Here is a 16,454-nt window from a genome sequence, read left to right as displayed (position 1 = left end):
CCGTACCCACCGTCTCGCATGAACGACCTGTCCACCGATCTGCCGCGGCCGTCCGCTTCGGCCCCGCATCCCCCCGCACCGCCCGATCCGCCTCCGCCGCAGCGTACCGCGCCGGCCACCTGGGCCACGATGGCGCTGTTCTTCGTCAATGGCGCGACCTTCGCCACCTGGGGCGTCCATATCCCGACGATCAAGGCGCGCTTCGGCCTGTCCGATGCCGTGCTGTCGATGGCGATGCTGGCGGTGGCCTTCGGCGCCATCGTCGCGATGGGCCCGGTGGGACGCTGGATCTCCCGGGTCGGCAGCACGCGCGCCTGCGTGTCGGGCGGCGTCGCCTATGGGCTGGCCACCATCGCGATCCTGGCGATGCCGCATTTCTACGCGCTGGTGCCCGCGCTGATCGCCTTCGGCATGGCCAGCGCCGTGTTTGATGTCGCGATGAACGCGCAGGCCGCCACGGTCGAGTCGAATCGCCACAAGCCGATCATGTCCGCGCTGCACGGCATGTTCAGCCTCGGCGGCATGGTCGGCGCGGCCGTTGGCGGGCTGTTGCTGTCGCTGCAGGTTCCACCGCTGGCGCACGCGATCGGCATGGCGCTGCTGACCGCCGGCGTGGGGCTGGCGTCGAAGCGCTGGCTGCTGCCGGACCACCCGACTGCGCCGCACGCCGGCAAGGGGCACGACCACGCCGGCCGCGCGCTGTGGCTGCTGGGCCTGATGGCGTTTCTCGGGCTGGTGGGCGAGGGCGCGATGTACGACTGGACCAGCGTCTATATGCGCGAGATCGCGCAGGCGCCGATCGGCTGGATCAGCTTTGGCTATGCCGCGTTCTCGGGCGGCATGGCGGTCGGCCGCTTCACCGGCGATCTGGCGCGGGCGCGCTGGAGCGACGCCGGCACGCTGACGGCGAGCGCCTGGCTGGCTTTCGTCGGCATCAGCTTGGCGCTGCTGTGGCCAGCGCCGTGGGCGAGCCTGCTGGGCTTCGCGATGATGGGCCTGGGGGCGGCCAATATGGTGCCGATTTTCTTCGTGGCGGCATCGCGGCTGCCCGGTGTGCCCCCGGCCGAGGGCATCTCGCGCGTGGCGCGCTTCGGCTATATCGGGCTGATGCTGGGGCCGGTGATGATCGGCGGCGTCGCTCACGCCAGCGACCTGCGCTATGGACTTGGCCTGGTGGCGCTGACGATGGGATGGATCGCGCTGGCCGGGGCGCGGACGGTGCGGCGGTATCTTGCCGCCTGACAGTCCATATCCTGTCGCCCCCGCGCAGGCGGGGGCCCAGTGTCTTTGCCAGCGGCGCCTGTCTAAGCCACTGGGTTCTCGCCTGCGCGGGAACGACAGCTGGACTTTAGCGCGGCGCCGGAATCGTGCCCGCGCTGCTGACCACGTTCATCTGGCCCTGGTACGAGACCTCGCCGATCGGCCCGGACGCGTCGAAGCTGCGCTCGCTCAGGTCGAAGCGGCCATCGTGGCGCACCCGCAGCACCGTGCTGGCGCGCGTGCCGTAAGACGGCGAACGGATAAAGGCCGACGACAGCAGCTTCTCCCATTCGGGCGCGACGCCGGTCTGCGGCAGTTCGAAATCGCAGGCCTGGCGGGTATCGGCCAGCAGCGCCAGATAGGGCTCGACGCTGGCGCCGGGTGCGCCGGTGTCGGCGGCCAGCGTCTCGGCCAGCGCGCCGACGCGGCTGCGCACCTTGGGCCACGGCGTGTCGAGCAGCGCGTTGGACAGCCCGTACAGGCCGGGCTTGAGCCGCTGCGGGGCGCCGTCGGGCGAGCGGTTGCTGTACCACCACAGCGCGTCGAGATCGCCCGCGAGCAGGTTGAAGCCGTTGTAGGCGCCGGGGCTGCGGATGCCGGCGCCGCGCGCGAGATCGCCGACGTATTGCTCGGGCGACGCCTCGCCGCGCAGGAAGCCGGCCACCAGTTCGCCGCGCGAGCGGGCATCGGTGCGCTTTTCGGAAGGCGCGCGGTAATTGGTCAGCGCGGCAAAGCGGCCGCCCGCGGTCACGCCCATCCAGGTGCCCGGCTCGCCGATCACGTCCGCCTGGTCGCGGCCGGCCAGCACTTCGGGCGCATCGTCCCACCAGTGCGCCGGCGCCGCCGGGCGGACATAGAATTCATCGCGATTGGCCGCGACCACCAGCGCATAGTCGGGGTGGGCCTGCCAGGCGACGAGGATCAAACACATAAGCCTTTCCTTGTTGCGGGCCGCCGCATCGCTGTGGGCGGCACCGCGCTACAACAGGTCCAGGTCGACGAAGCGTTCGACCTGGCGCTCGCCTTCGAGCCAGTGCTGCAAACCGCTTTGCCGCCACAGACCGTCGAGCGTCGCATCGAAGGCCGGCGGCACGTCGGCGTAGGCCTCCATCCAGGTCTGCAGGCCGGCGCGGGTTTCGGGCCTGCGCATCAGCGTACCACCGATCCCGGTGGCTTCGGCCACCGTGGCCATCCAGCGGTGCCAGTGCGGCAGCGCCTCGGCGGCATCCTGCTCGCGCACGCGGAAGTAGACGAACAGGTGGTCGCTCATCGTGGCGTCTCCTTGCGGCGTCTTGCTGCGGGCCGTGGGAAGGCCGGCCTCAGGCGGCCGGATCGGTGGCCAGCAGCGGCACCGGGTAGGGCAGCTCGCCCACGGTGATCGCCAGCCCTTCGGCATGGCCCAGATGCAGGCTCGCGCCGGCCGCATCGATCTTCAGCTCGGCCAGCGCGTCCCAGCCGGCGCCGTCCGGCTTGGGCGCCGCGTTGACGATCATGCCGCTCGGCTGTCCGGGATCGTCGGCACGATAGATCTCGGCGCCTTCGTCCGGCGTCTCGCCTTCGCCGCTGACCAGCCACATGCGGCGCTTGAGCGTGCCGCGGTACTGGCTGCGCGCGACGACTTCCTGGCCCGGGTAGCAGCCCTTGCGGAAATTGACGCCGCCGATCAGCTCGTAATTGATCATCTGCGGCACGAACTGTTCCTGCGTGGCGACGACGATGCGCGGGATGCCGGCGCGGATCTCGAGCCAGTCCCACAGTTCGGCATCGGCTTGCAGCAGCGTGGTGCCCAGCGTTTCGCCCAGGGCATCGGCCTGCGCGGCAGGGGCCACGACCTGCCAGCGCGGCACGCCGTCGGCGTCGGGCAGGCGGATCACGGTCGCCTCGCCGGCGCCGGCGGTGCTCCAGGGTTCTGCCGGCGCGGGCAGGCCGGCGGCCGCCAGCGCGCTGTCACCCTTGGCGCCGGCCACGCCGACGATGCCGGCCTCCGCGCCCAGGTCCGACAGTCTGGCCTTGGCACGCAGCACGAACATCGACAGCCGCTTCTGGATTGCCGGCTGCAGGTCGGCCGACAGCTGCATGGCGATGCCGTGGGCGTCGCGCCAGATCAGCAGCGTCGCCATCAGGCGGCCCTTGGCGGAGCAATAGCCAGCCAGCCGGGCCTGCCCCTGCGGCAGGTCCTCGACGGCGTTGGTCAGCTGGCTGTGCAGGAAGGTGGCGGCATCATCGCCGGCCACGCGGATCAGGCCGAGGTTGGCGGGGCGGCAAACGACGCCGTCCTGGCGCAGGGCGGCGAACTGGGCGGCGCGGGCGGGATTGGGGGCGTGCATGGAGAGAATTCGAATTCGAAGCCGGCGCGCGGGCCGGCACGGTTGGCGGATGGCTTGTGCGGGGCCTGTCACAACTTGTGACTCGGCGAGCGGCGGCCCCGGACAAGGCTCCCGGTATTATATGGGTCTGCCGTCATTGCGGCCGGCGGCCGTCTTCTGGTCACCGGTGGGGCCTTCCACCCTTGCCGCTTTGCCCTGTTGGCGCCGCGCGGCAGGGCCCGCGACACCGATACACGCAGGCTGCACGCAGATCCGCGCGCAGATCCGCCCGTTGAGCGCATTTATCCGCACCTTACCCAAGCTTGTCGATGAAACGTTTTTTCTCCCGGCTGGTTCTGGCCGCCGTGGCATTCGCGCTGGCCGCCGCCGGCGCCTTCGCCTGGTGGGCCAACCAGCCGCTGACGCTGCGCAGCTCGCCGCTCGAAGTGATCATCAAACCCAATTCCAGCGTGCCGAGCGTCGCCCGTCAGGTGGCCCGCGGCGGCGTGCCGATCGATACCCGGCTGTTCGTGCTGCTGGCCCGGGCGACCGGCAACCACGCCAGCCTGAAGGCGGGCGGCTACCAGTTCGAGAGCGGCGTCACGCCGCTGCAGGTGATCGGCCGCATCGCGCGCGGTGAGGTCAACCACCATGTGCTGACGGTGATCGAGGGGTGGGAATTCCGCCGCATGCGCGCGGCCGTCGATGCCCATCCGGCCTTGCGCCACGACACCAAGGGGATGAGCGAGGCGGACCTGCTGAAGGCGATCGGCGCCACCGAGCCCTCGGCCGAGGGGCTGTTCTTCCCCGACACCTATCTGTTCGCCCGCGGCAGCAGCGATGTGGAGCTGTACAAGCACGCCTACCGGGCGATGCAGCGGCGCCTGAACGAGGCCTGGAACGCGCGCTCGCCCGACCTGCCGTACAAGACGCCTTACGACGCGCTGATCATGGCGTCGATCGTCGAGAAGGAGACCGGCCAGGCCGCCGAACGGCCGATGATCGCCGCCGTCTTCATCAACCGGCTGCGCAAGAACATGATGCTGCAGACCGATCCGACCGTGATCTACGGCATCGGCGAGGTGTTCGACGGCAACCTGCGCAAGCGCGATCTGCAGGCCGACACTCCGTACAATACGTACACCCGCACCGGCCTGCCGCCCACGCCGATCGCCCTGCCGGGCGTGGCGTCGCTGGCGGCGGCGACCACGCCGGCGCCGACCGACGCGCTGTATTTCGTCGCCCGCGGCGACGGCACCAGCCACTTCTCCAACTCGCTTCCCGAACACAATCGCGCGGTCGATCAATACCAGCGCGGCAAATAATCACGAACACGATCGCCATGCGCGGAACATTCATTACCTTCGAAGGCATCGACGGCGCCGGCAAGAGCACGCACCTGGCGTGGTTCGCCGAGCGCCTGCAGCAGCGGCTGGGGCAGGGCAGGCAAGTGGTGACGACCCGCGAGCCAGGCGGCACCGCGCTGGGCGAGGACCTGCGCCAATTGCTGCTGCACCGGCCGATGCATCTGGAGACCGAGGCGCTGCTGATGTTTGCCGCCCGCCGCGAGCATCTGGCCGAAGTCATCGAACCGGCGCTCGCGCGCGGCGATTGGGTCATCTCCGACCGATTTACCGATGCGACGTTCGCCTACCAGGGCGGGGGACGCGGCCTGGCCCGGGAGCGGCTGGAAGCGCTGGAGCGCTGGGTGCAGGGCGATCTGCAGCCGGACCTGACGCTGCTGTTCGATGTGCCGCTGGAGGTCGCCAGCGCCCGCCTGGCCGGCGCGCGCGAGCCGGACAAGTTCGAGGCCGAGTCGGCCGCCTTTTTTGCGCGGACCCGGGCCGAATACCTGAGGCGGGCAGAAGAGGCACCGATGCGCTTCCGTCTGATCGACAGCACGCGGCCGATCGCGGATATTCAGAAGACGCTTGAGGAAATTCTCGCAAGTCTTTGACGCACATACAGTATCAAGACTCGATGATAGCGGGGGGCGGTATCGTCGTTGTCGAATCCGCAACAACGCCCCATGCTCTCAAGCAACATCAATTTCTGCCGATAACGCGTTGATTTCCATGCTCTATCCCTGGCAAACCGAAGACTGGCGGCAACTGATGGCGCTGCGCGGCCGGCTGCCGCACGCGCTGCTGCTGCATGGCCAACAAGGCATCGGCAAGCGCGACCTGGCGCTGCACTTCGCCCAGGCGCTGCTGTGCGATACCCCGCTCGCCGATGGCCAGCCCTGCGGCACCTGCGCGGCCTGCCACTGGTTCGGCCAGGGCAACCATCCGGACTTCACCGTGGTGCGCCCGGAGGCGATGGAAGGCGGCGATTCAGATGCCGACGCCAAGGCCGACGAGGGCGGCGGGAAGAAGAAGGCGCCCAGCAAGATCATCCGGATGGAGCAAGTACGGGCGCTGATCGAGGCGGTCGGCATCGGCACGCACCGCTCCGGGCTGCGGCCGGTCGTGATCTACCCGCTCGACGCGCTGCAGCACGAAGGCGCCAACGCGCTGCTGAAGACGCTGGAGGAGCCGCCGCCCGCGACGGTGTTCCTGCTGGTCACCGACCGGATCGACCGGATCCTGCCGACGATCCTGTCGCGCTGCCGCCAGGTCGCGCTGCGCCGGCCGGGCGAGCAGGCTGCGCTCGAATGGTTGCGCGCGCAAGGTGTCGCCGATGCGCCGGCCCAGCTGGCGCAGGCCGGCGGCGCCCCTTTGACGGCGCTGCATGCGGCCGAGGCCGAAGAACTGCCGCTGCAGCGCTGGCTGGTCGGACAGCTTGCCACGGGTCCCGCCCTCGACGCGCTGGCCGCCGCCGAGCAGCTGCAGAAGCTGCCGGTGCCGTCGGTGCTGGGCATCCTGCAGCGCTGGACCTACGATCTGCTGGCGCTATGCCTCGGCGGCGAGGGCGCAGCGCGCTATTTCCCGGGCGAGATGGCGGCGCTGCGGCGCTGCGCCGGGGCGACCGACGCGCATCGGCTGCAGGCTTTCGCCGGACGACTGGTCCAGCACCGCCGCCATGAGCAGCATCCGCTGGCGGCGCGTCTGGTGATGGAGGCGGTGCTGATGGACTACCGGCAGCTGTTCCCGCGGCAGCCGGTTTAAGCATCGCTCACACCGGCGGCGCGTTTCTCATAAAAGACGTGAAGTTCCTGCCATAACAGTTTGATTTAAAAAAGAAGAGAAACATGGAAGCAAGCGGTTTCACCGTGCGTGACGCACAGCGCCAGGACCTGCCTGGCATCGTCGCGATCTATAACGGCACGGTTGCCTCGCGGATGGTCACCGCCGACACCGAGCCGGTCAGCGTCGCCTCGCGTCAGCCGTGGTTCGATGCGCACGGTCCCGAGCGCCGGCCGCTGTGGGTGGTCGAGGACGCTGGCGGCCAACTGGCCGGCTGGCTCAGCTATTCGGATTTCTATGGCCGGCCGGCCTATGGCGCCACCAGCGAGGTGTCCATTTACCTGGACGAGCGCTTTCGCGGGCAGGGCCTGGGCCGCCTGCTGCTGGAACGGGCGATGGCCCACGCGCCGGCGATCGGCGTCAATACCTTGCTCGGCTTCATCTTTGGCCATAACGCGCCCAGCCTGGCGCTGTTCGAACGGCTCGGCTTTGCCCGCTGGGGCGAGCTGCCGCGCGTCGCGGTGCTCGACGGCATCGAGCGCGACCTGATCATCGTGGGGCGGCGCGTCGACCAGAGCGCTTGATCTGTCCCCGTCCGCCCAATCTGCCTGATTCCCCGATCTGCCATGTTTGTCGATTCCCACTGCCACCTCGACTTCCCCGACCTGTCCGCGCGCCTACCCGAACTGCTGGCGCATATGCGCGAGAACCGGGTCACCCATGCGCTGTGCATCTCGGTGACGCTGGAGGATTTCCCGCGCGTGCTGGCGCTGGCCGAGCAGCATGCGAACCTGTACGCCTCGGTGGGCGTGCATCCGGACTACGAGGACGGTGCCGAGGAGCCGACCGTCGAGCGGCTGGTCGCGCTGTCGAACCATCCGCGCGTGGTCGGCACCGGCGAAACGGGGCTGGACTACTACCGGCTCAACGGCCGCAGCATCGACGAGATGGAATGGCAGCGGGAGCGGTTCCGCACCCATATCCGCGCCGCGCGCCAGACCGGCAAGCCGCTGATCATCCATACCCGTTCGTCGGCCGAGGACACGCTGCGGCTGATGCGTGAAGAGAATGCCGGCGAAGTCGGCGGCGTGCTGCACTGCTTCACCGAGACCTGGGACGTCGCCCGGCAGGCGCTGGACATGGGCTTCCATATCTCGTTCTCGGGCATCGTGACCTTCAAGAATGCGGTCGAGCTGCAGGAGACCGCGCGCAAGGTGCCGCTCGAGCGGATGCTGATCGAGACCGATTCGCCGTATCTCGCGCCGGTGCCGTACCGCGGCAAGACCAACGAGCCGGCCTGGGTGCGGCATGTCGGCGAGTTCATCGCCACGCTGCGCGGGCTGCCGGTGGAGCAGGTCGCGCAGCAGACGACGGACAACTTCTTCAATCTGTTCAAGCACATAGAAAGGACTGCTAATGCTTGATATGAAGTCGCTACGCGGCCCTTTGCTGGCGTCGGTGCGGGCCGCGGTGCTGGCCGTGGCGCTGACCGGCGGCGCGCTGCCGGCGCTGGCGGCGCCGGCCGACGACCTCCGGCTGGCGGTCGAACTGGACAACGGTTATGAAGTGCGGAAGCTGCTGTCGCGCGGCGTCGATCCGAACCTGACCGACCGCCGTGGCGATCCGCTGCTGGTGGCGGCGCTGCGCGAGAAGTCGCTGAAGGCCGCCGAAGCATTGATCCAGGCGAAGAACCTCGATTTCGACAAGACCAATGCCGCCGGCGAAACCGCGCTGATGATGGCCGCGCTGCAAGGCCAGCTGGACATGGTCAAGCTGATGGTCGAGCAGCGCCAGGTCGAGATCAACAAGACCGGTTGGACCCCGCTGCACTACGCGGCCACCAACGGCCATCTGGAGATCGTCCGCTACCTGCTGGAAGAGTCGGCCTATGTCGACGCGGAAAGCCCGAACGGCACCACGCCGCTGATGATGGCCGCGCGTGGCGGCCATATCGAGACCGTCAAGCTGCTGCTGGACGAGGGCGCCGACCTGCGGATCCGCAACCAGCAGGGCATGACGGCGATCGATTTCGCCGACCGTTATAACCAGCCGGAAATCGCCCAGGGGCTGCGCTCGCGCTGGCAGAAGCAGTTTCCGGACACGCCGATGGACGGCGGCAAGGGGAAGGGCAAGGCGGGGTGGTAAGACCTGGAAGATTCGCTCTCCCGCTGGCGGGGGCGCAAGGCGTTGCCGGCTTGTCTGCCCTCTCCCGCAAGCGGGAGAGGGCGCCAACCCTCGCTACCGCCGGCGATCCGGCCGAGCGATCAAGCGGATCGCGGCAACGGCCGGCTAGGCATCGTCCGCCAGCCGCACGCCGGTGAACTGCCAGCGCTGGTGCGGATAGAAGAAATTGCGGTAGGTCGCGCGGATATGGGACTCGGGTGTCACGCACGAGCCGCCGCGCAGCACCATCTGGTTGCTCATGAATTTGCCGTTGTACTCGCCGACCGCGCCGGGGCTGGGGCGGAAGCCCGGATAAGGCAGGAAGGCGCTGGCGGTCCATTCCCAGACGTCGCCGTACATCTGGCGCAGCGCGCCGGCGGTGTTCTGCCGGTCGGGCAGCGGCCGCAGCGCGCGGCCTTCCAGGAAATTGCCGGTGGCCGGCAGGTTGCGCGCCGCATGCTCCCATTCGGCCTCGGTCGGCAGCCGGCGTTCGGCCCAGCGCGCGAAGGCATCGGCCTCGTAGTAGCTGATATGGGTGACCGGGCTCTCCGGATCGACCGGATGCATGCCGCGCAGCGTCATCTGCCACCAGGTGCCGTCGCGCTCCTCCCAATACAGCGGCGCCTCGATGCCTTGCTCGCCGACCCAGCGCCAGCCGTCCGACAGCCACAGCCCGGCGCTGCGATAGCCGCCATCCTCGATGAATTCGAACCACTGCCGGTTGGTCACCGGGTGCGAAGACAACTGGTAGGGGTGCAGCAGCACCGGGTGCCGCGGCCCCTCGCAATCGAACGCGAAGCCGGCGCGATCCTGGCCGAGCTCATGGCCGATCGATACCACGCCGCCGGAGAAGGTCAGCCATTCCGGCGCGGGCCGCGGATCGGCGATCACCGGGGCCACCAGTTCGGGCGCGAACGCGGGCTTGAGCGGATTCTGCGCGAACAGATGCAGGATGTCGGTCAGCAGCAGCTCCTGATGCTGCTGTTCGTGATTGAGGCCCAGTTCGATCAGCGCCGCTTCCTCGTCGGTCTGCGCGCGCATCAGCAGATCGAACATCGCCTCGTCGACCGCTTCGCGGTAGGCCAGCACCTCGTCCAGCGTGGGCCGGGTCAGCAGGCCCCGGCGCGGGCGCGGATGGCGCGCGCCGACGGCCTCGTAATACGAATTGAACAGATAGCGGTAGCGCGCATCGACCGGCTCGTAGTCCGGGATGCGCGCCGTCAGCACGAATTCCTCGAAGAACCAGGTGGTATGGGCCAGATGCCATTTGGCCGGGCTGGCATCGTCCATCGATTGCACCGTCGCGTCGGCGTCGCTGATATCGGCCACCATCGCTTCGGTGGCGGCGCGGATATGGCGATACCGGGACAGCAGCGCCGGCTCCTGCGGAGGGGGGACGACGCTGGCGGGCAACAGGGAAGAGGGCATGCGGGCTCCGGGGTCGATGGCGCGGCGATGCCTGCCTGGCACCGTCGCCGTGGCCGGTTCCGGCCAGCCCGCGCATCGCGCGGCAGCGCCTGCTCCCCCGAGTGGGCGTACGCCGAAACCGCAGGTACGAACCGCTCCATCATAGACGCGATCCCTCCCTGCGGGGAGTCGGGCAGCCTCTGACGGCGCTTGCCGTCAGAGGCCTGTCAGCAGCGCCGCGATCAGGCGGCCAGGCGGCCGTTCTCGTCGTTGAGCGCGGCCAGCTCGCGCTGGGCGGCATCGAGGCCGGCAGTCCGGTATTCCGGCCCCATCGCCAGGCCGTGGGCGCGGACATAGGTGATGTCCGTGATGCCGAGGAAGCGCAGCACCGTGTCGATCGTGACCTCGTGCAGATCCAGGCCGTTCGGGTCCTGGCGCACGCCGCCGCGCGAGGACACCACAATGGTCTTCTTGCCGCCGGCCAGGCCCACCGGACCGTTTTCGGTGTAGCGGAAGGTGCGGCCGGCCTGGGCGATCCGGTCGATCCAGCCCTTGAGCTGGCTCGGGATGCCGAAGTTGTATTGCGGCACGCCAAGTACCAGCACGTCGGCCTCGAGGAATTCCTTCAGCCAGGCCTCGGTGCGCTCCAGTTCGGCCTGCTGCACCGGGTCCAGCCCTTCCTTCGGGCCGCCCAGCACCGGCAGCAGATGGCCGGACAGGTGAGGCGCTGCCTCCTTGTCCAGATCGCGCACGGTCACGGTGGCCTCCGGATGGCGGGCGCGCAGATCCGCCACCACTTGCGCCGTCAGGCTGCGCGACACCGAGTTGTCGCCCAGTACGCTCGAATCGATTTGCAGAATCTTCATCACGCTCTCCACATCGGAATTGGTTTGGATGTGAGGAAAGATAATGGCTGGCGATTGATGTCGGTAGTGATCCATAATGGAAATTATTGTTCTGCCTATAGAACGAGCCACCCCGGCCACGCCGGCCGTTCAGCCCTTACGATGGCGACCATGCAAGACCTCAACGATCTCTATCTGTATGCCCAGGTGGTCCAGCACGGCAGCTTCTCCGCCGCCAGCCGCGCCACCGGCGTGCCCAAGTCGCGCCTGAGCCGGCGCATCGCCCAGCTGGAAAAGGAGCTCGGCGTGCAGCTGCTGCGCCGGACCACGCGGCAGGTCCGCGTGACGCCGCTGGGCGAGGCGTTCTACGAGCGCTGCAAGGCGATGCTGTCGGAGGCGCAGGCCGCGCGCGACGTCGTCGAGCAGGCGCGCGCCCAGCCCGGCGGACATCTGCGCGTCGCCTGCGCGGTCGGCATCGCGCAGAACCTGCTGGCGCCGTCGATCGGGCGCTTCATGCGCGAGAACCCCGGCGTGCGGGTCGAGATCGACGCCACCAATCGGCGCGTCGACGTGATCGGGGAGGGCTACGATCTGGCGCTGCGCGTGCGCGAGGTGCTCGACGACTCGTCGCTGGCGATCCGCACCTTCGGCTCCAGTCCGCTGACGCTGGTGGCGAGCCCCGGCCTGCTCGACGCGATCGGCCGGCCGCGCACGCCCAAGGCGCTGGCCGGCGTGCCGGGCGTCGGGCAGAAGCCGCACGATGGGCGCCATGTGTGGAACCTGTCGATCGGCGACGAGCCGCCCACGCAGATTCCCTACGATCCCCGGCTGGTCTGCGACGAGTTCGCGGTGCTGCTGTCGGCCGCGGTCGAAGGCATCGGCGTCGCGATGCTGCCGCGCATGTATTGCCGCGAGGCGATCGAGCGCGGCGAGCTGGAAGTGCTGCTGCCGCAATGGCGCATGCCGGTCGGGACCCTGCACGCGGTCTTCCCATCGAGGACCGGCATGCCGCCGGCGGTGCGGCGCTTCCTGGATTTCCTGACCGAGATCCTGCCCGAGAACGTGCGCCAGGCCGGCATGCAGCCGATCATGCCGCCCGGCATGAACCAGCCGCTGCCGCCGGCGGCCCCGGGCTGATCCGCCGTCGTGCGGACGGTTCGGCGCGGGCGGCATGCCGCGGTGTTGCGATCCGCGCCACAACCCGCGCCCAGCAAGGACTCCGCAAGCATTTGCGGCTTTACCTTCACGCGAACCGGCGCTAAGGTACAGGGGCGCCTCGCGTGCAGCGCAAGGCGCCTACAACGTCCGCGCACGGATCGAACCGGGGACCCGTTTGCGTCAACCACCAAAGGAGTGACATCGATGGCTGCTACTCATGGTTCTCAGGATCTGGGCAAGGCGGTGCTGCGCATCGTGCTGGGAATACTGATCCTGCTGCACGGCATCGCCAAGGTCATCAACGGCCCCGGCCACATCGTGCAGATGGTCGACCAGGCGGGCCTGCCTTCCTTCCTCGCCTATGGCGTCTACATCGGCGAAGTGCTGGCGCCCGTGCTGCTGATCATCGGCCTGTGGACGCGCGCCGCGGCGCTGGTGATCGTCATCAACATGCTGTTCGCGGTCGGCCTGGTCCATATGCATCAGCTGGGCATGCTCAACAAGAGCGGTGGCTGGGAGCTGGAACTGCAGGGCATGTTCCTCGGCGCCGCGGTCGCGGTGATGCTGCTCGGTGCGGGCCGCTTCAGCGTCGGCGGAGCCGGCGGGCCGCTGAATTGATCCGCCGCGCGCGGCGTTTTTTGGCTGTGGCAGGGACGGCACCGGCGGCATAACCGCTACAATCGCTGCCCGTGGTTTTTTCGATGGCGTAGCGATATGGGTTTGGGCTGGTTCGGATTGTCGACCTTCTGGCTGTTGCCGCTGGCGTGGCGCATGGTCGCGCGCATGCTGGCAGGACAGCCGGTGTTTTCCGGGCCCGGCACGCTGCGCGTCTGGCTCGGCAGTGCGCTGACGCTGTGCGCGAGCGCGGCGCTTGAGGCGCTGACCGCGAGCGCGTCGGCCTCGTCCGACGTGGAGCCCAGCGCGTCCTCCGGCGGCGCCGCCGGGGCAGGGGTGGCCGGCATCGCGGCCGATCTGTTCGGCTGGACCGGCGCGCTGCTGCTGATGCTCGGTGTGCTGGCGCTGGCCGCGCCGATGGTGTTCGGCGAGACCTGGCCCAGCCTGTTCGCACGCAAGCCGCGGCGCCATGCCGCTGCCGGCGATGCGAGCGAAGAAGCGGTGCCTGCCGCGTCGCGTCCGCTGCGTGAAGCTTCCATGCCGGCTCCCGCGGCCACGCGATGGACGCCGGTTGGCGACGACAGCGTCCGGCGCCCGACGGCCCGCCACAAGGGCATCGAAGCGGTGTCGGCCCGACGGTCGCCGGCGTGGCAACCGCCGCCGCGCACCCGCGTGTCGCCGCCACAGCCCGGCGAAATCTGGCTGCATCCGACGCAACCGACCCGAACCGTTCCACCGGCGAGCGCCGCGGCAACCGCGCCAGCGCAGAAATCTCCGCCCGCCAGGACGACCGCTTCGGCACCATCGCGGCCGGCAGCCGTTGCGCCGACGGCCGCTGTGGCATCGACCGCGTCCGCTGCCGCCGCCGCTTCGTCGCGCGGGCAACTGCGCGCGACCGTCGTCGCCAGTCCCTTCCATCAGCCGCAACTGGGTTTGCGCGCTGCAATCACGACGTTGCCCGCAGCGCAGCCGCAGGCGAGGGCGGCGAGCGCTGTGCCGGCGAATGGCGGCAACGTAGCGGTGCCTTCCCCGACGGCGGCGCCGGCCGTGGAGCAGGGCACCTCCGTGTCGGCCGACGACGTGGCCGCAGCGGCAGCCGTAGCCGAACCGATGGCCGTAGCGGAAGCGACGGCCGCGCCGGCCGAATCTCACCCGGCCGAAGCGGAGCCAGCGGACGCCGAGCAGACCGCCGCGTACGAGGCGATCCGCGCCGAGGCGCAGGCGCTGCTGGCCGAACTGCGCGCACTGGCTGGCGCCGAACAGGGCCAGCCGGGCAGCGAGCTCGCGGCTGACGGCGGGCCGGCCGCTCCAGCGGAAGTCCAGCCCATCGCGGTCGCCACCGTCCACGAGCTTGCACTGACGCAGTCCGATGACGCGACGCCGGCCGTGGCGTTGCCGCCGGCGGGCGGATCCGAGCCGTATCCCGAGCCGTATCCCGAGCCGTATCCCGAGCCGAATACCGAGCCGAATACCGAGCCGAATACCGAGCGGGTTTCCGAGCCGACGCCAGAGCCGACCCCGGCGGCCATGCCCACGCCAGCCTGGGAACCGCCGTGGCACGAGCCGGACGATGTCGCCGCAGCGTCCGCCGGCACGATGGAACACACTTCGGAAACCGCGCGCGAAGCCGCACCGGAAACAGCCGACCCCACGCCGGCCCCGGCGCAAAAGCCCCGCATCGTGCTGCCGGCCGTGGTCGGCCGCGCGGTGCCGCTCGACGCCGCAGCGCCGCCCGCGGTCGCCAATGCGACGGCAAGACCGGCCGCACCGGCTCAGCCGATCGTCCCGCCACCGCCGCCCCGCATCGTCGACTACCGCCTGCCCGGCATCGATCTGCTGGAACCGGCCGTCGAACACGCCGAGCAGGTCTCCGAACAGCATCTGGCCGAGACCGGCGAGCTGATCGCGCAGCGGCTGGCCGAGTTCAAGGTGCCGGTGTCCGTGGTCGGCGCGTCGGCCGGTCCGGTGATCACGCGCTTCGAGGTCGAGCCCGCGATGGGCGTGCGCGGGGCGCAGGTGGTCGGGCTGATGAAGGATCTGGCGCGCGCGCTCGGCGTCAGTTCGATCCGCGTGGTCGAAACGATTCCCGGCAAGACCTGCATGGGCCTCGAATTGCCCAATGCCCGCCGCGAGATGATCCGCCTGTCCGAGATCGTCGCCGCCTCGTCGTTCCAGGCCCATGCCTCGCGGCTGGTGCTGGCGATGGGCAAGGACATCACCGGCAATCCGGTGGTCACCGATCTGGCGCGCGCGCCCCACCTGCTGGTGGCTGGCACCACCGGCTCGGGCAAGTCGGTGGCGATCAACGCGATGATCCTGTCGATGCTGTACAAGGCCACGCCGGACGATGTGCGGATGATCATGATCGACCCGAAGATGCTGGAGCTGTCGGTGTACGAGGGCATCCCGCATCTGCTAGCGCCGGTGGTCACCGACATGAAGCAGGCCGCGCACGCGCTGAACTGGTGCGTCGGCGAGATGGAGAAGCGCTACCGCTTGATGTCGGCGCTCGGCGTGCGCAACCTGGCCGGCTACAACCAGAAGATCCGCGCCGCCGAGGCCGCCGGCGACAAGGTCCGCAATCCGTTCTCGCTGACGCCGGACGCGCCCGAGCCGCTGTCGACGCTGCCGCTGATCGTGGTGGTGATCGACGAGCTGGCCGACCTGATGATGGTGGCCGGCAAGAAGATCGAGGAACTGATCGCGCGCCTCGCGCAGAAGGCGCGCGCGGCCGGCATCCATCTGATCCTGGCCACGCAGCGCCCGTCGGTCGACGTGATCACCGGGCTGATCAAGGCCAATATCCCGACGCGCGTGGCCTTCCAGGTCTCGTCGAAGATCGACTCGCGCACGATCCTGGACCAGATGGGCGCCGAAAGCCTGCTGGGCCAGGGCGACATGCTGTTCCTGCCGCCTGGCACTGGCTATCCGCAACGCGTGCACGGCGCCTTTGCCGGCGACGATGAGGTCCACCGCGTCGTCGAGCACTGGAAGCAGTTCGGCGAGCCGGATTACGACGACGCCATTCTCGCGCCCGATCCGGCTGAAGCCAGTGGCGGCGATCTGTTCGGCGACGGGCCCGGCGGCGATGCCGAGGCCGATCCGCTGTACGACGAAGCCGCGGCCTTCGTGCTGACGTCGCGCCGCGCGTCGATCTCGGCGGTACAGCGCCATCTGCGCATCGGTTACAACCGCGCGGCGCGGCTGATCGAACAGATGGAAGTGGCGGGGTTGGTTTCGCCGATGGGGCGCAATGGGGCGCGCGATGTGCTGGCACCTGGGGGGCAGGAGTAGCGCGCGGACGGTGGCGGTTGGCGAGCGCCGCTTGCCCTCTCCCCCGGCCCCTCTCCCGCAAGCGGGCGAGGGGAGCAGCCAAGCGCGATAGCAAAGTCCGCCGATGTTGTCCCTCTCCCACTACCCGGAAGGCGGCAAGGGGAGCAAAAAATACCGTCGGTGTTCTCCCTCTCCGGCTACCCGGAGGGCGGGCAAGGGGAGCAAAAAATACCGTCGGCGTTCTCCCTCTCCGGCTACCCGGAGGGCGGGCAAGGGGGAGCAAAAATTACCGCTGATGTTCC

General features: G+C 69.3%; 15 protein-coding genes. 10 read left to right on the top strand and 5 right to left on the bottom strand.

The features are described from left to right. Positions 1–129: 129 nt before the first annotated feature. Positions 130–1,242 (top strand): MFS transporter, encoded by a 1,113-nt coding sequence (locus tag LRR16_RS09275; protein WP_370646781.1) that lies wholly within the window; start codon positions 130–132, stop codon positions 1,240–1,242. Between the two features lie 106 nt (positions 1,243–1,348). Here the strand turns inward: LRR16_RS09275 and LRR16_RS09270 are convergent, their stop codons facing one another. From LRR16_RS09270 to LRR16_RS09260, 3 genes are read right to left on the bottom strand one after another with little or no spacing between them, the layout of a single operon-like run. Beyond that, positions 1,349–2,191: an NRDE family protein gene (locus tag LRR16_RS09270; protein WP_006579546.1), complete on the bottom strand. Its 843-nt coding sequence runs from the start codon at positions 2,189–2,191 to the stop codon at positions 1,349–1,351. Positions 2,192–2,239: 48 nt separating this feature from the next. Then, on the bottom strand, positions 2,240–2,530 hold the full coding sequence (locus tag LRR16_RS09265) for a DUF4936 family protein (protein WP_006579545.1): 291 nt from the start codon (positions 2,528–2,530) through the stop codon (positions 2,240–2,242). Between the two features lie 49 nt (positions 2,531–2,579). After that, entirely contained in the window at positions 2,580–3,587 is a 1,008-nt protein-coding gene (locus LRR16_RS09260) for a folate-binding protein YgfZ (protein ID WP_232205676.1), read from the bottom strand. Positions 3,588–3,895: 308 nt separating this feature from the next. On the opposite strand from LRR16_RS09260, the gene mltG reads away from it, so the two are divergent. The 6 genes from mltG (at position 3,896) to LRR16_RS09230 (ending at position 8,836) form a co-directional block, all read left to right on the top strand. Next, positions 3,896–4,891, top strand: coding sequence for an endolytic transglycosylase MltG (gene mltG / locus LRR16_RS09255; RefSeq protein ID WP_006578264.1), 996 nt, complete (start codon positions 3,896–3,898; stop codon positions 4,889–4,891). 17 nt (positions 4,892–4,908) lie between these two features. Continuing rightward, a complete protein-coding gene (gene tmk / locus LRR16_RS09250; RefSeq protein ID WP_232205675.1) occupies positions 4,909–5,523 on the top strand; it encodes a dTMP kinase in 615 nt (204 codons plus the stop codon). A 118-nt stretch (positions 5,524–5,641) separates the two neighbouring features. Then, entirely contained in the window at positions 5,642–6,673 is a 1,032-nt protein-coding gene (locus LRR16_RS09245; protein WP_232205674.1) for a DNA polymerase III subunit delta', read from the top strand. 83 nt (positions 6,674–6,756) lie between these two features. Then, a complete protein-coding gene (locus tag LRR16_RS09240) occupies positions 6,757–7,275 on the top strand; it encodes a GNAT family N-acetyltransferase (RefSeq protein ID WP_232205673.1) in 519 nt (172 codons plus the stop codon). Positions 7,276–7,317: 42 nt separating this feature from the next. Further along, positions 7,318–8,115 carry a TatD family hydrolase gene (locus tag LRR16_RS09235; RefSeq protein WP_232205672.1) on the top strand — a complete coding sequence of 266 codons (798 nt, stop codon included), beginning with the start codon at positions 7,318–7,320 and terminating at the stop codon, positions 8,113–8,115. Continuing rightward, a complete protein-coding gene (locus LRR16_RS09230) occupies positions 8,108–8,836 on the top strand; it encodes an ankyrin repeat domain-containing protein (protein WP_232205671.1) in 729 nt (242 codons plus the stop codon). Before LRR16_RS09235 ends, LRR16_RS09230 begins: the two co-directional genes overlap by 8 nt. Before the next feature lie 144 nt (positions 8,837–8,980). On the opposite strand, the gene egtB is transcribed toward LRR16_RS09230, so the two are convergent. Beyond that, positions 8,981–10,282, bottom strand: a complete 1,302-nt coding sequence (gene egtB, locus LRR16_RS09225; protein WP_232205670.1) for an ergothioneine biosynthesis protein EgtB — start codon at positions 10,280–10,282, stop codon at positions 8,981–8,983. Positions 10,283–10,503: 221 nt separating this feature from the next. Further along, positions 10,504–11,127, bottom strand: a complete 624-nt coding sequence (locus LRR16_RS09220) for an FMN-dependent NADH-azoreductase (RefSeq protein ID WP_064573532.1) — start codon at positions 11,125–11,127, stop codon at positions 10,504–10,506. A 150-nt stretch (positions 11,128–11,277) separates the two neighbouring features. Between LRR16_RS09220 and LRR16_RS09215 the strand changes: the two genes are divergently transcribed. The 3 genes from LRR16_RS09215 to LRR16_RS09205 all read left to right on the top strand — a co-directional run bounded on the left by LRR16_RS09215 (position 11,278) and on the right by LRR16_RS09205 (position 16,173). Beyond that, complete coding sequence (locus LRR16_RS09215) at positions 11,278–12,243, top strand: LysR substrate-binding domain-containing protein (RefSeq protein WP_064573831.1); 966 nt, start codon at positions 11,278–11,280, stop codon at positions 12,241–12,243. Between the two features lie 225 nt (positions 12,244–12,468). After that, positions 12,469–12,882 (top strand): DoxX family protein, encoded by a 414-nt coding sequence (locus LRR16_RS09210; RefSeq protein ID WP_064573534.1) that lies wholly within the window; start codon positions 12,469–12,471, stop codon positions 12,880–12,882. Positions 12,883–12,978: 96 nt separating this feature from the next. Beyond that, positions 12,979–16,173, top strand: a complete 3,195-nt coding sequence (locus LRR16_RS09205; protein ID WP_232205669.1) for a DNA translocase FtsK 4TM domain-containing protein — start codon at positions 12,979–12,981, stop codon at positions 16,171–16,173. Positions 16,174–16,454: the final 281 nt, after the last annotated feature.

The sequence above is a fragment of the Cupriavidus sp. UGS-1 genome, assembly GCF_021213615.1.
Taxonomy (GTDB): domain Bacteria; phylum Pseudomonadota; class Gammaproteobacteria; order Burkholderiales; family Burkholderiaceae; genus Cupriavidus.
Note: the sequence above shows the minus strand (reverse complement) of the source record. Positions and strands in the feature narration are given on the sequence as shown.